Annotated in this window: 12 protein-coding genes and 2 pseudogenes; 10 read left to right on the top strand and 4 right to left on the bottom strand. The window is 68.0% G+C overall.

Annotated elements, in window-relative coordinates; all coding sequences use genetic code 11:
- Positions 1 to 32 precede the first annotated feature (32 nt).
- From glyS to ACHMXA_RS30425, 6 genes and pseudogenes are all read left to right on the top strand, one after another.
- Positions 33 to 2165: a glycine--tRNA ligase subunit beta gene (gene glyS / locus ACHMXA_RS30450; RefSeq protein WP_395317529.1), complete on the top strand. Its 2133-nt coding sequence runs from the start codon at positions 33 to 35 to the stop codon at positions 2163 to 2165.
- Between the two features lie 24 nt (positions 2166 to 2189).
- Entirely contained in the window at positions 2190 to 2519 is a 330-nt protein-coding gene (locus ACHMXA_RS30445; RefSeq protein ID WP_395317528.1) for a hypothetical protein, read from the top strand.
- Positions 2509 to 3042 carry a DUF6036 family nucleotidyltransferase gene (locus ACHMXA_RS30440; RefSeq protein ID WP_395317527.1) on the top strand — a complete coding sequence of 178 codons (534 nt, stop codon included), beginning with the start codon at positions 2509 to 2511 and terminating at the stop codon, positions 3040 to 3042. The genes ACHMXA_RS30445 and ACHMXA_RS30440 overlap by 11 nt, the downstream gene beginning before the upstream one ends.
- Positions 3039 to 3617 carry a D-glycero-beta-D-manno-heptose 1,7-bisphosphate 7-phosphatase gene (gmhB, locus tag ACHMXA_RS30435; protein ID WP_176668987.1) on the top strand — a complete coding sequence of 193 codons (579 nt, stop codon included), beginning with the start codon at positions 3039 to 3041 and terminating at the stop codon, positions 3615 to 3617. The genes ACHMXA_RS30440 and gmhB overlap by 4 nt, the downstream gene beginning before the upstream one ends.
- Positions 3617 to 4391: pseudogene (locus ACHMXA_RS30430) on the top strand (lysophospholipid acyltransferase family protein). Before gmhB ends, ACHMXA_RS30430 begins: the two are co-directional and overlap by 1 nt.
- Before the next feature lie 24 nt (positions 4392 to 4415).
- A complete protein-coding gene (locus tag ACHMXA_RS30425) occupies positions 4416 to 5390 on the top strand; it encodes a M48 family metallopeptidase (RefSeq protein WP_395317526.1) in 975 nt (324 codons plus the stop codon).
- A gap of 94 nt (positions 5391 to 5484) precedes the next feature.
- Here ACHMXA_RS30425 and ACHMXA_RS30420 read toward each other — a convergent pair whose 3' ends face one another.
- From ACHMXA_RS30420 to ACHMXA_RS30405, 4 genes are all read right to left on the bottom strand, one after another.
- Complete coding sequence (locus tag ACHMXA_RS30420) at positions 5485 to 6255, bottom strand: SDR family oxidoreductase (protein ID WP_093205966.1); 771 nt, start codon at positions 6253 to 6255, stop codon at positions 5485 to 5487.
- A 77-nt stretch (positions 6256 to 6332) separates the two neighbouring features.
- Complete coding sequence (locus ACHMXA_RS30415) at positions 6333 to 7253, bottom strand: pseudouridine synthase (protein ID WP_395317525.1); 921 nt, start codon at positions 7251 to 7253, stop codon at positions 6333 to 6335.
- A complete protein-coding gene (locus ACHMXA_RS30410) occupies positions 7250 to 8566 on the bottom strand; it encodes a leucine-rich repeat-containing protein kinase family protein (protein ID WP_395317524.1) in 1317 nt (438 codons plus the stop codon). Before ACHMXA_RS30410 ends, ACHMXA_RS30415 begins: the two co-directional genes overlap by 4 nt.
- A 9-nt stretch (positions 8567 to 8575) precedes the next feature.
- Positions 8576 to 9655, bottom strand: coding sequence for an MBL fold metallo-hydrolase (locus tag ACHMXA_RS30405; protein ID WP_395317523.1), 1080 nt, complete (start codon positions 9653 to 9655; stop codon positions 8576 to 8578).
- 139 nt (positions 9656 to 9794) lie between these two features.
- On the opposite strand from ACHMXA_RS30405, the pseudogene ACHMXA_RS30400 reads away from it, so the two are divergent.
- The 4 genes and pseudogenes from ACHMXA_RS30400 to ACHMXA_RS30385 all read left to right on the top strand — a co-directional run bounded on the left by ACHMXA_RS30400 (position 9795) and on the right by ACHMXA_RS30385 (position 14087).
- A pseudogene (locus tag ACHMXA_RS30400) lies at positions 9795 to 10215 on the top strand (MerR family DNA-binding transcriptional regulator).
- Between the two features lie 27 nt (positions 10216 to 10242).
- A complete protein-coding gene (can, locus tag ACHMXA_RS30395; RefSeq protein WP_395317522.1) occupies positions 10243 to 10974 on the top strand; it encodes a carbonate dehydratase in 732 nt (243 codons plus the stop codon).
- A 42-nt stretch (positions 10975 to 11016) separates the two neighbouring features.
- Positions 11017 to 12837 (top strand): bifunctional isocitrate dehydrogenase kinase/phosphatase, encoded by a 1821-nt coding sequence (gene aceK, locus ACHMXA_RS30390; protein ID WP_395317521.1) that lies wholly within the window; start codon positions 11017 to 11019, stop codon positions 12835 to 12837.
- A gap of 65 nt (positions 12838 to 12902) precedes the next feature.
- Positions 12903 to 14087 (top strand): acetyl-CoA C-acyltransferase, encoded by a 1185-nt coding sequence (locus tag ACHMXA_RS30385; RefSeq protein WP_395317520.1) that lies wholly within the window; start codon positions 12903 to 12905, stop codon positions 14085 to 14087.
- Positions 14088 to 14175: the final 88 nt, after the last annotated feature.

Raw genomic sequence — 14175 nt, 5'->3', positions numbered from 1 at the left:
CTCGCGGCCCATTTCCTCCTATTCTCTGAGCCATGTCGTCTGCCAGCCTTCTTGTCGAACTGTTTGTCGAGGAATTGCCGCCCAAGGCGCTGAAGAAGCTCGGTGACGCCTTTGCCGGCGTGCTGCGCGACCAGCTCGTGGCGCAGGGGCTCGCGCAGCCCGGTGCGGTGCTGACCCCGTACGCCTCGCCGCGCCGCCTGGCCGCGCACATCACGCACGTGGCCGAGTGCGCCGCCGACAAGGCCGTGTCGCAGAAGCTCATGCCCGTGGCCGTGGGCCTCGACGCCTCGGGCCAGCCCACGCCCGCGCTGCTCAAGCGCCTGGGCGCGCTCGGCGCCGACGCCTCCGCCGTGCCCGGCCTCAAGCGCGCCATGGACGGCAAGGCCGAAGCCCTGTTCTACGAAAGCACCGCCAAGGGCGCCACGCTGGCCGAGGGCCTGCAGAAGGCGCTGGCCGAGGCGATCGCCAAGCTGCCGATTCCCAAGGTCATGAGCTACCAGCTCGAAAGCGGCTGCGAGCTGCCGGGCTGGACCAGCGTGAGCTTCGTGCGCCCCGCGCACGGCCTCGTGGCGCTGCACGGCGACGCCGTGGTGCCGGTCGAGGCGCTGGGCCTGAAGGCCGGCCGCGAAACGCATGGCCACCGCTTCGAGGCGGCGGTCGACCCGGTCGTGCTGCGCGATGCCAACAGCTACGCGCTGCAGCTGCAGGAAGAAGGCGCCGTCATCGCGAGCTTCGAGGCACGCCGCGCCGAGATCGCGCGCCAGCTCGCGGCGGCCGCAGTGACGGTTGGTGGCGGCTCGGTGCCCATCGAGGACGAAGCCCTGCTCGACGAAGTGACCGCGCTGGTCGAGCGCCCGAACGTGCTGGTCTGCAGCTTCGAGCGCGAGTTCCTCGAAGTGCCGCAGGAGTGCCTCATCCTCACGATGAAGGCCAACCAGAAGTACTTCCCGCTGCTCGACGCCTCGGGCAGGCTCACCAACAGGTTCCTCGTCGTCAGCAACATCAGCCCCGACGACGCGAGCGCTGTCATCGGCGGCAACGAGCGCGTGGTGCGCCCGCGCCTTGCCGACGCCAAGTTCTTCTTCGACCAGGACCGCAAGAAGTCGCTGGCCTCGCGCGTCGAGTCGCTGGGCAAGGTGGTCTATCACAACAAGCTGGGCACGCAGGGCGAGCGCGTGGAGCGCGTGATGCGCATCGCGCGCGGCATTGCAGAGAAGCTCGGCGACGCGACGCTCGCCGCGCACGCCACGCAGGCCGCCCAGCTTGCCAAGGCCGACCTCGTGACCGACATGGTCGGCGAGTTCCCCGAGCTGCAGGGCATCATGGGCCGCTACTACGCCCAGCACGACGGCCTCGACGCTTCGGTGGCCGACGCCATCGAGGACCACTACAAGCCGCGCTTCGCCGGCGACGAACTGCCGCGCAACAGCGTGGGCCTGGTGGTGGCGCTGGCCGACAAGCTGGAAACGCTGGTCGGCATGTTCGGCATCGGCAACCTGCCCACCGGCGACCGCGATCCCTTCGCGCTGCGCCGCCACGCACTGGGCGTGATCCGCATGCTGATCGAGAAAGACCTGCCGCTGGGGCTCGACGCGCTCCTGCAGGAAACCGCCGCGCAGTTCGGCGGCATCGCCGGCTTCGAGAGCAGCCGCGCCACCGGCGAGCTGCAGGATTTCATCCTCGACCGCCTCGCCGGCAGCCTGCGCGAGCAGGGCGCCAGTGCCCAGGAAGTCGAGGCCGTGCTGGCCCCGCGCCCGCAGCGCCTGGGCGAGGTACCCAAGCTGCTGGCCGCCGTGCGCGCCTTCGCCGCCCTGCCGGCCGCAGCCGCGCTGGCCGCCGCCAACAAGCGCATCGGCAACATCCTCAAGAAGGCCCCCGAGGCCGACGCGCACGTCAGCGAACTGCTGCTGCAGGAGCCCGCCGAGAAGGCGCTGCACGCCGCCATGGCGCAGGTCGTGCCCGCCGCCAACGCGCAGTTCGAAGCCGGCGACTACACCGCCTCGCTGCAGACGCTGGCCGCGCTGCGCGAGCCGGTCGACGCCTTCTTCGACGGCGTGATGGTCAATGCCGAGCAGGCCGACCTGCGCCTGAACCGCCTGGGCCTGCTGATGTCGCTGCACGCCGCGATGAACCGCGTGGCGCAGCTCGAGCGGCTGGCTGTCTGATTTCCGGCGCTCGATAATTCGCCCATGAACCGCCAGCAACAGATCGACGACTTCCTGCTCCGGGCACATCGCCTCGCAGTGTCCCGGTTGCGGGCGGAGCCTGCGCGCCTCGCGGATGTTTCCGCGACGCTCGAGCGATGGCAGGCGAGAGCCGGTGCCACGCGGTCCGATCCTTACTGGAACGAGTGGCGAGCCATGCTCGCGGCTGGCGTCGATGCCATCGAGCAGGCCACTTGCGGTAGCGACGACCACGCTGCGGCGCTGCGCAATGTCTCTCCCGTCGGCGTCCTCATGACGCAGCGCGAGCGCGGTGAACTCCTGCGCGCGGCGCGGCAGGGCACACATGCAGCGTAGCGAAGCCGAGCATGTGCTGCGCGCGGCTGCAGCCATCGCGCAGGAGCAGTCGTTCGTCGTGATCGGCAGCCAGGCGCTGCTCTTCCTGTTGAAGGATGCGCCTGCGAGCCTTCTCGTTTCGCGGGAGCTGGATCTCTATCCCGCGTTGCATCCCGAGAAGGCCGATCTGATCGATGGTGCCATCGGCGCTTTGTCGAGCTTCGACGAAACCTTCGGATACCACGCCGACGGCGTCGGCCCCGAGACTGCGGTGATGCCGGCCGACTGGATGCAGCGCGCCAGCCTCCACTATGTGGGCGACGTCACCGTGGTCTGCCCCGAACTGCACGATCTGGCGCTGTCGAAATGCGTGGCCGGTCGCGAGAAGGACGCCGACTTCGTGCGCGAGCTGCTCAGGCTCGGCCTGGTGTCCACCGCCGTCCTGCGCGAGCGTGCCGCCTTGCTGGACGCGGCCAAATATCCTGTGGCGCAGATCGACGAATGGATCGGCCGGCGCAGCATCGAAGCGGGACAAAGCTCATGAAACTCGTCATCCTCGACCGCAACGGCACGATCAACGTGCACCGCGAAGACTTCGTGAAGAGCGACATCGAGTGGACGCCGCTGCCCGGTGCGCTGGAGGCGGTGGCGCGGCTCAACCATGCGGGGTGGCACGTGGTGATCGCGTCGAACCAGTCGGGCCTGGGCCGCGGCCTGTTCGACATGGCCTCGCTCAATGCGATGCACGCCAAGATGCACAAGATGCTCGCGGCCGTGGGCGGCAAGGTCGATGCGGTGTTCTACTGCCCGCACAGCCCCGACGAGGACTGCGACTGCCGCAAGCCCAAGCCGGGCCTGTTCCTGCAGATCGGCGACCGCTACGGCATCGACCTCGAGGGCGTGCCGACCTGCGGCGACAGCCTGCGCGACCTGCAGGCCGGCGCTGCCGCCGGCTGCGAGCCGCACCTGCTGCTCACGGGCATGGGCGCGGCCTGCCGCGGCGTCGATCCGCTTCCTTCCGAATACCCGGCGAACACAATGGTCCACGACGACCTCGCCGCCTTTGTCGATTTTCTGCTCGCGCGAGAAGCGCGGGATGCACTGCAGGTGGCTGTCTGATGGCGTTGTTCCGTTCCGTTCTCCACGCACTGTGGATGCTCGTCACCGTGGTGCCCTGGGGCATCATCATGTGCGTCAGCTCGCTCTGGAAGCGCGGCATTCCGCTCTACTGGATGGCCGAGCGGTGGCTCGGCTGGGCCATCGGCGGCGCGCGCGGTGCTGCTGGGCATCAGGACCCGCGTGAGCGGCATGGAGAACCTGCCCACCGACAAGCTCGCCGGCGCGGTCCTGCTGGTGAAGCACCAGTCCACGCTCGAGACCTTCCTGATGCCCACGCTGATGCCGCATCCGCTGGCCTACGTGTTCAAGAAGGAACTGCTCTACATCCCCTTCTTCGGCTGGGCGATGGCGCGGCTGGACATGATCCACATCGACCGCAGCCAGCGCGCGCAGGCCTTCAACAAGGTCGTGAACCAGGGCCGCAAGCTGCTCGCGCAGGGCATCTGGATCATCATGTTCCCCGAGGGCACGCGCATTCCGCGCGGGCAGAAGGGCACCTACAAGAGCGGCGGCACGCGGCTGGCCTGCGAGACCGGCGTGCCGGTGATCCCGATCGCCGTGACCTCGGCCAAGGTGTGGCCGCGCAAGGCCTTCATCAAGCGTCCGGGCGTGGTCGACGTGTCCATCGGTCCGGCCATTCCCAGCGTGGGCCGCAAGCCCGACGAGCTGATGCGCGAGGTCGAGGAATGGATCGAGGCCGAGATGCGCCGCCTCGACCCCGAGGCCTACGCCGGCAGCTCCCCGCAGCCCGCGCAGCAGGAAGCGGTGAGCTGAGGAAGAGAGAGGAAGGAGCCCGCCATGGGGGGACTGCTCCGGTTCACGATGGACCTCTTCGAGGGGCTGGGCAGCGAATTCGCGCCACCGGCTCCCGCGCCGGCACGGCCGCGCCGGCCCAAAACGAAGCCCCACCCGCCGGTTGCGCCGCCGGCCGTCGTGGCGCCGGCCGAGGAGCTCGTCGACCCCCATGCGCCGCATGCGCCGCCGGCGGTGCCGCTGGCCGACACGCTGACGCTCGCGAGCTTCGTGCATCCCCAGGCCACCCGCGAGGTGGTGCTCGGCTCGGCGCGCGTGGCTTATGAATTCAAGCGCGGCAAGCGCAAGACGATCGGCTTCCTGGTCGGCGCCGACGGGCTGTCGGTGCGCGCGCCGCGATGGGTGGCGCTGCGTGACGTCGATGCCGCCGTCCGCGAGAAATCAGACTGGATCCTGCGCAAGCTGACGGAGACGCGGCAGCGCCATGCACGCGTCGAAGCCACGCGCATCGAATGGAAGGACGGCGCGGGCTTTCCGTTCCTGGGCGAGCAGATCGTGCTGCGGCTCGACCCGAAGCACGGCTTTGCAAGCGTCGGCGGGACGCTCGATCCGGCCGAGGGCGACGGGCCCCGGGTCCTGAGGCTGGCCGTGTCGCAGAACGCCGAGCCTTCGCAGATCAGGGATGCGGCGCAGGCCTGGCTCATGCGGCAGGCGCGCAAGCTGTTCATCGAGCGCCTGGACCACTTTGCACCGCTGCTCGGGGTGCGGTGGGAGAAGCTGTCGCTTTCCAATGCGGCCACGCGGTGGGGGAGTGCGAGTGCGGATGGGTCGATTCGGCTCAACTGGCGGTTGATTCACTTCCGGCTGCCGGTGATCGACTATGTCGTTGCGCATGAGCTGGCGCATCTGCGGGTCATGGATCACTCTCATCGGTTCTGGGAGACCGTGGAGAGTGTCTTGCCGGACTATGGGGTGTTGAGGCAGCAGCTCAAGGATGAGGCTGTTCCTCGTTGGAATTGATTGCCTTGCTTTGGATTTTTCCCGGGGCCGGGCCGAGACCCGGCCTCGGGAAGCAACCACTCCGCAGACATCAGCAAGCACAGCGAGCAGCAGCTCAACGTGCGTGCGTAACACCCCCATCCACCACCAACGTAGACCCCATCACATAGTCCCCGGCCCTGGACGCAAGATAGATGGCCGCCCCCGCCATGTCCTCCGGCACCCCGATCCGCCCCGCGGGAATCCGCCCCTTGATCTCATCCCCGTGATCCCGGGCCACCTTGTTCATGTCCGAAGCAAACGCCCCGGGCGCAATCGCGCTCACCACGATGCGGTCCTGCGCCAGCCGCAGCGCCATGCGGCGCGTGAGCTGAATCAAGCCGGCCTTGCTGGCCGCATAGGAATACGTCTCCTGCGGATTGATCGAGATTCCGTCGATCGAGGCAATGTTGATCACCTTCGCCAGATGATCCGTCGCGGCCTTCTTCAGCATCGGCGTCAGCGCCTTCGTCAGGAAGAAGGGCGTCTTCAGGTTCAGGTCCACCACCTTGTCCCAGCCGCTTTCGGGAAACTCTTCGTAAGGCGCGCCCCAGGCCGCGCCTGCGTTGTTCACCAGGATGTCCAGCGAGCCTTCGTGCTTCGCATAGGCATCGACCAGCGCCTGCGCGCCCTCGACGGTGGACACGTCCGCCGGCAGCGACACGCAGTGCCCGAAGGCCGACAGCTCCTTCGCCGTCTCGTCGCAGGCCGCGGCCTTGCGCGCCGAGATGTACACGCGCGCGCCCTGCGCCAGGAAGCCTTCGGCGATCATGCGGCCGATGCCGCGCGAGCCGCCGGTGATCAGCGCGGTGCGGCCCTTCAGCGAGAAGAGTTGGGTGGTGTCCATGGTGCGGGTGTCTCCTGAATGAGTGATCGTGATCGGATTCGGGAAACGAGCTTAGTGCGCGGCGCGCCGCGCGCGCGTCACCTCGGTGTCAGCAGCAGGCTGCGGGGACTGGCGAAGCTGCGCGGGGCGCCGGTCAGCGGATCGGCGAAGGCGAGCGACCGGGCCAGCAGCTGCATGGGCTTGCCGAAGTCGTCGGCGCCCTCGGGCAGCAGCACGGGGTAGATCGGATCGTTCACGATCGGCATGCCCAGCGCCATGCAGTGCACGCGAAGCTGGTGCTTGCGGCCCGTGATCGGCGACAGCCGCAGCAGCGCATGGCCCTCGTGCACGCGCAGCACCTCGACGCGGGTCTCGGAGTTGGGCTCGCCGGGCTCCTCGCGCACGCGCATGAAGTGGTCGTCGTCGACCAGCCGGCTGCGATAGACCTCGGGCACCGACGACACGCCCTCGCGCCACGGCACCACGGCCTCGTAGTGCTTGGTGATGCGCCGCTCGGGAAACAGCGACTGGTAGGCGCCGCGCGTCGCGGGCCGCACGGAGAACAGCACCAGCCCCGAGGTGCTGCGGTCGATGCGGTGCAGCGGCACGAGGTCGTCGAGCTTCAGCTTGCGTTTCAGGCGCACCAGCAGGCTTTCCTTCAGGTACTTGCCCTTGGGCGTGACCGGCACGAAGGGGGGCTTGTCGACCACCAGCAGCTCGTCGTCCTGGAACACGACCTGCTCCTCGAAGGGAATGCTGATCTCGCCGTCGAGCGTGCGGTAGTAGTACACGCGCAGCGGCGACTGGTAGCGGCGCGTGGCGGTCACGGGCACGCCGTGCTCATCGACGACGTCTCCCGCCTCCATGCGCTCCAGCCAGGCTTCGCGCGTGATGATGGGAAAGCGCTCGATCAGGAACTCGGCGATCGTCGGCCAGGGGCCGTACGGCAGGCCGGTGCAGCTCGGTCCGACGCCGTCGCGCGTGGGCAGCGGCAGCTGGGGTGGCCGGCGCCGGGTCATGGCGCGGAAGGCGCCTGCTGCTGTAGCAGCGACAGGGCTTCGGCGAATGTCGGGCGCGTGGCGGGCTCGGGGTGCAGGCAGCGGTCTTTCAGCATGGCCACCGATGCAGGTGCCGCGTCGGTGCAGCGCTCGAGCAATTCCTCGAGCAGGCAGCCGAAGGCGCGCACTTCCAGCGCCTGGAAGGCTCGCGCCTGTGCCGCGTCGAGCGAACCCGTGAGCCAGGCGGCGCCGAAGTCGCCGAGCCGTCCGCCGCCCTGGGCGTGCCAGAGGATGTTGTGCGCGTAGAGGTCGCCGTGAAGGATTCCCCGCGCGTGCAGGTGCTGCATGGCCGATGCGATGTCGCAGGCGATGCGCAGTGCCGTGCCGGATGTCCAATGCGCCTCCGCGGCATAGACGTCGCGCGTGCACGATGCGAGGCTGGGCGGCCCTGCGAGCGTGGCGAACGCCGGATCGACCAGCGCCATCACCAGGCCCTCCGTGCCTTCGGGATGGCCGTCGATGCGGCTGCGCGCGGCGATCAGCGTGGGGTGCTCGCCGGCCGCGATGCTGGCGGCCATTTCGCTGTGCGGCCAGCCGTCGCTGGTGACCGCGCCCTTGAAGAGCTTGACCGCCACCGGCTGCGCGGCGGCGCCGAGCGTGGCCCTGTGAATCACGCCCGATGCGCCTTCGCCGAGCCTTTCGCCCAGCGTGATTTCGCTCCAGTCGACATGCGGTACCGACCGGGCGACGATGGCTGCGTCCTCGGCCTGCGTGTCGAAGGGATTGCCCGCGCAGGCCAGCCACGACAGGCGCGGCAGCGAAGGCAGCCATTCGGGCAGGGCCTCGAAGCGGTTGGCGGAGATGCGCAGCAGCTCGAGCTGCTTGAGCGCCGCCATCGACGCGGGCAGCGCGCGCAGGCGGTTGCCTGCCAGCATCAGCTTCTGCATGCGCGTGCATGCGCCCAGCGGGTCGGGCAGCTCTTCGATTTCGTTGTCGGTGAGGATCAGCCAGCGCAGTGAGGGCGGCAGTGCCGCGGCAGGCACGCTGCGAATGCGGTTGGCCTTGAAGCCGACGATGTCCAGGCCGTGGCAGCGTCCGATGGACTCCGGCAGCGTGCTGAAGCGGTTGTCCGAACAGAAGAGCACGCGCAGCCGGTGCAGGCGATGCAGGTCGTCGGGCAGGGTGTCGAGCGCATTGCCCGACAGGTTCAGCACCTCGAGCGAATCGGCAAGATCGAAGACCTCGCGCGGAAACTCGGTGAGCCCGCAAGAGAGATCGATGCGTGTTGCGCCTGCCAGCCGGCCCGCGCGCAGCTGAGCCAGCGTGTCGTTCATGCGGCGAGTCTAAGCCGTCGCGGCTGCGGTGGCCTTGGGGCCGAAGCGGTAGATGCCGTCCTTGCCCAGCTCGCGTCGCACCTGGCCCGCGAACCACAGCAGGTGCAGGTGCGCCACGGTCTCGCCCATTGCGAAGGTCATCTGGTGCAGGTCGAGTTCGCGCTTGAACAGGATCGGCAGGCCCTCGGCAGCCGTCAGCGCGCGTGCCGTGCAGGCTTCGAGCAACTCGGCCAGCCGGTCGCGATGGTGCTCCTGCAGCTGCTCGACGCGGCGATGGATGCCCCGGAACGGCTTGCCGTGAGAGGGCAGGCCCAGCGTGTCGGCCGGCAGCGCCTTGAACCTCTCGATGCTGTCGAGGAACAGGCGCAGCGAGTTCGCCTCGGGCTCGCCCGCGTGCACGCTCACGTTGGTGGAGATGCGCGGCAGCATCATGTCGCCGCCCAGCAGCAGCTTGAGCTCGTCGCAGTACAGCGAGATGTGCTCGGGCGCGTGGCCGTAGCCGCTGATGCAGCGCCAGTCGTGGCCGCCGATGCTCACGACGTCGCCGTCGAGCATGCGCACGAAGCTGTCGGGCACCGAGGGCACCATGTTCGCGTAGTAGTTGGTGCGCGCGCGGATCTTGGCGACCGCCTCGGGGTCGGTCAGGCCGTGCGACGCGAAGAAGCGCGCCGCCTGCTCGCCGCCGGCGAGGGTGTCGCCGGCGGTGCTGAGCACGCGGGCCACGTGGTAGTCGGTGGAGCTGATCCACAGCGGAGCGTTCCAGCGCTTGCACAGCCAGTCGGCCAGGCCGATGTGGTCGGGGTGCATGTGCGTGACGATGACGCGCAGGATCGGCAGGCCCTGCAGCTGCGTCTCGAAGACCTGCTCCCACTGGGCGCGCGCCTCGTCGCGGGCGATGCAGCAGTCGACCACCGTCCAGCCCTCGACGCCGTCGATGCTGTCGCGCAGCAGCCAGAGGTTGATGTGGTCGAGCGCGAAGGGCAGCCGCATGCGGATCCAGCGCACGCCGGGCGCCACTTCCAGGGTCTGGCCGGGTTCGGGGAGCGTGTCGCCGAGCGGGTAGTGGAGTTCGCGTTCGAGGAGGTTCATGTAAGATTGACGTTTACGTAAACGTCATGAGTCAAGGGCACCATTGTAGGGATCGCGGCGAAAACCTGCTGTCGCGCCCGTAACGCCCCCGTCGCGCCCGTAACGCCCCCGAATGGAGCCTTTTCCCGCCACCGTCGTCATGCCCGCGCAGACCTTCACCATCAGCCAGCTCGCGAAGGAGTTCGATCTCACGACGCGGGCGATCCGCTTCTACGAGGACATGGGCCTGCTCTCGCCCGAGCGCGCCGGCCTGCAGCGCATCTACAGCACGCGCGACCGCGCCCGGCTCACGCTCACGCTGCGCGCCAAGCGCCTCGGCCTGAGCCTGACGGAGGCAAAAGATATCCTCGACATGTACGACAGCCCGCGCGACACCGTCGCGCAGCTGGAAAAATTTCCTCGGCGTGCTGGGCGCCCACAGGGCCCAGCTGGAGGCGCAGCTGGCCGAATTGCAGGCCAACCTCGCGGAAGTGAAGGAGCACGAGAAGAAGGGGCGGGCGACGCTCGCCAAGGCACAGAAGGCCGGCAAGGCCTCCAGACCGGCCGAAGCCAAGGCCTGATACACGACTCATCGACAATAGCCGACTATGTCCGACAAATCCGATACCCTCGACGACCTCTTCGCTCACAACCGCGCCTGGTCCGCCCAGATGGAGCGCGACCGGCCCGGCTTCTTCACCAGCCTGGTGAAGCAGCAGACGCCGCGCTACATGTGGATCGGCTGTTCCGACAGCCGCGTGCCCGCCAACCAGATCACCGGCCTGGAGCCGGGCGAAGTGTTCGTGCACCGCAACGTCGCCAACATCGTGGTGCACTCCGACCTCAACGCGCTCTCTGCGATCCAGTTCGCGGTGGAGCACCTGAAGGTCGAGCACATCATGGTGGTGGGCCACTACGGCTGCGCGGGCGTGAAGGCCGCGTTGAGCGGCAAGCGCATCGGCCTGGCCGACAACTGGATCCGCCACATCCAGGACGTGCGCGACCGCCACCACGTGATGCTCGAGAGCCTGCCCGACGAGGATGCACGCGTCGACGCGCTGTGCGAGCTCAACGTGGCCGAGCAGGTGGTCAACGTGGCGGTCAGCACCGTGATGGTCGATGCGTGGGCGCGCGGCCAGAAAGTGAAGATCCACGGCTGGACCTTCGGCGTGCACGACGGCCTGCTGCAGGACCTGGGCCTGAGCGTGGACGGCACCCAGCCGCTGGACGCCGCCTACAAGGCCACGGTGCAGCGCATCCGCCACAAGTGGAGCAAGCCCGGCGAAGTGGTCCGGTCGATCGGCGCGCAGCCCAAGGCCGAAGGCTCCGGCCAGGCCTGACGCCGAGCGGCCCGCCGCCTTCCCGCCGCACCTTCGCCCGTCATGTTCCCGCAGCGCCTCGACTCGCCGCTGGCCTACGACATCGCGAAGGCGATGATGGACGGCTTCAACCGGCACTACCGGTTGTTCAGGGCCGAGTCGGCGCGTGCCAAGCACCGCTTCGAAACCGCCGACTGGCACGGCCAGCAGCGCGCGCAGCGCGAACGCATCGAGTTCTACGACCTGCGCGTGAGCGAGGCCGTGGCCCGGCTCGAGAAGGAGTTCAAGGCCGGCGACCAGCCCATGGACGTGTGGCACCAGGTCAAGCTGCACTACATCGGCCTGCTGGTGGACCACCACCAGCCCGAGCTGGCCGAGAGCTTCTTCAACTCGGTCACCACGAAGATCCTGCACCGCGCGTACTTCCAGAACGACTTCATCTTCGTGCGCCCGGCCATCAGCACCGAGTACATCGAGCCGCGCGGCGCACCCACCTATCGCCCCTACTACCCCAAGCCCGAGACGCTGGCCGACACCATCGAGCAGATGCTCGACGACTTCGCGCTGCTCGGAAACTTCGCCGACAAGCGGCGCGACGCGCGGCGCGTGGCGCACGTCATCCTGAACCGCTTCCACCAGGTCAAGCTGCGCGCCAACTTCCAGCTGCAGGTGCTGTCGGGCTTGTTCTTCCGCAACAAGGGCGCCTACGTGGTCGGCAAGATCATGAACGGCTTCACCGAGCTGCCGTTCTCGCTGCCCATACTGCACGACAGCCACGGCAGGTTCTACATCGACGCGGCGCTCTTCGGCGAAGACGACCTGCAGATGCTCTTCAGCTTCGCGCGCGCCTACTTCATGGTCGACATGGAAGTGCCCTCGGCCTGGGTGCAGTTCCTGCGCTCGCTCATGCCGCGCAAGCCGCGCGCCGAGATCTACAACGCGCTGGGCCTGGCCAAGCAGGGCAAGACGCTCTTCTACCGCGACTTCCTCTCGCACCTGAACTACTCGAGCGACCGCTTCCGCATCGCGCCCGGCATCAAGGGCATGGTGATGCTGGTGTTCGACCTGCCTTCGTTCCCGTTCGTGTTCAAGGTCATCAAGGACTTCTATCCGCCGCAGAAGGACACCACGCGCGAGCAGATCAAGGGCAAGTACATGCTCGTGAAGCAGCACGACCGCGTGGGCCGCATGGCCGACACGCTGGAGTACAGCGACGTGGGCTTCCCGCTCGACCGCTTCGAGCCCGAGCTGATCGAGGAGATCCGCAAGTTCGCGCCCAGCCAGCTCGAGATCGGCGACCGCGACGGCAACGGGGAAATGGAAGTCGTGGTCAAGCACGTCTACATCGAGCGGCGCATGATCCCGCTCAACATCTACCTGCAGGAAGCCTTCGACACGCTGGCCAATCCCGAAAGCCCGGCGCATGCGAAGCGCGCGAAGGATCAGCTCGAGCACGCGGTCGTCGAATACGGCAACGCCATCAAGGACATGGTGGCCGCCAACATCTTCCCCGGCGACATGCTCTGGAAGAACTTCGGCGTCACGCGCGGCGGCAAGGTCGTGTTCTACGACTACGACGAGATCGAATACGTCACCGACTGCCAGTTCCGCAAGGTGCCCGCGCCGCGCAACGAGGAAGACGAGATGAGCGGCGAGATCTGGTACTCGGTAGGCCCGAAGGATGTGTTCCCCGAGACCTTCGAACCCTTCCTGCTCGGCAACAAGGACGTGCGCGCCGCCTTCATGGCGCACCACGCCGACCTGCTCGACGCCGCCTTCTGGCAGCACCACAAGGAACGCATCCAGGCCGGGCAGATGCTCGACGTGTTCCCGTACGAAGAGTCGCAGCGCTTCCAGCACGAAGGGCACGCGACGCATTTCTGACCGATCGTTCCCCTTTCTTTCCGATTCCGCTTCCACATCACTGAATTACCGAAGGAGACCCCACCATGTCCGAATCCATCGTCATCGTCGGCGCCGCCCGCACCCCCATGGGCGGCTTCCAGGGCGACTTCGCCTCCCTCTCCGCGCACGACCTGGGCGGCGCGGCCATCAAGGCCGCCGTCGAGCGCGCCGGCATCGCGCCCGACAGCGTGGGCGAGGTGCTCTTCGGCAACTGCCTGATGGCCGGCCAGGGCCAGGCCCCGGCGCGCCAGGCGGCCTACAAGGGCGGCCTGCCCGACAGCGCGGGCGCGGTCACGCTCAGCAAGATGTGCGGCTCTGCCATGAAGGCCGCGATGCTCGCGCACGACCTGCTGCTGGCGGGCACGCACGAAGTGATGGTGGCCGGCGGCATGGAAAGCATGACCAACGCGCCGTACCTCATGCTCAAGGGCCGCGGCGGCTACCGCATGGGCCACGACCGCATCTTCGACCACATGATGCTCGACGGCCTGGAAGACGCCTACCAGCCCGGCCGCAGCATGGGCACCTTCGGCGAGGACTGTGCCGCCAAGTACAAGTTCACGCGCGAGCAGCAGGACGCCTTCGCCATCGCCAGCGTCGAACGCGCCAAGAAGGCCACCGACACCGGCCTCTTCAAGGACGAGATCGTGCCCGTCACCGTCAAGGGCCGCGGCGGCGAGACCGTGATCTCGGTCGACGAGGGCCCCGGCAAGGTCAAGCTCGACAAGATCCCCACGCTCAAGCCCGCATTCAAGAAAGAGGGCGGCACGATCACCGCCGCGTCGAGTTCGTCGATCAACGACGGCGCTGCCGCGCTGGTGATGATGACCGAGTCGCACGCGAAGAAGATCGGCGCCAAGCCCATCGCGCGCATCGTCGGCCATGCCACGCACGCGCAGCAGCCCGAGTGGTTCTCCACCGCGCCCGTCGGCGCCGTGCAGAAGCTCTTCGCCAAGACCGGCTGGAAGGCGCGCGACGTCGACCTCTGGGAAGTGAACGAAGCCTTCGCCGTGGTGCCCATGGCGCTGATGCACGAGCTCGACGTGTCGCACGACATCGTCAACGTGCACGGCGGCGCCTGCGCGCTGGGCCACCCGATCGGCGCCAGCGGCGCGCGCATCATGGTCACGCTGATCCACGCGCTGAAGGCGCGCGGCAAGACGCGCGGCGTGGCCACGCTGTGCATCGGCGGCGGCGAAGGCACCGCGGTGGCACTCGAATTGCTATAAGAACCATGGCTGGGAACGCCCGAGGAGAGGCGTTCACCAGCCTTTTTCATTCAGACAACCCGAACGAACAATGCGTAGAGCAGGAGTT

The sequence above is a fragment of the Variovorax sp. UC74_104 genome, from assembly GCF_044055375.1.
Taxonomy (GTDB): domain Bacteria; phylum Pseudomonadota; class Gammaproteobacteria; order Burkholderiales; family Burkholderiaceae_C; genus Variovorax.
The sequence above is the reverse complement of the archived record's forward strand: the minus strand, read 5'-3'. Positions and strand labels throughout refer to the sequence as shown.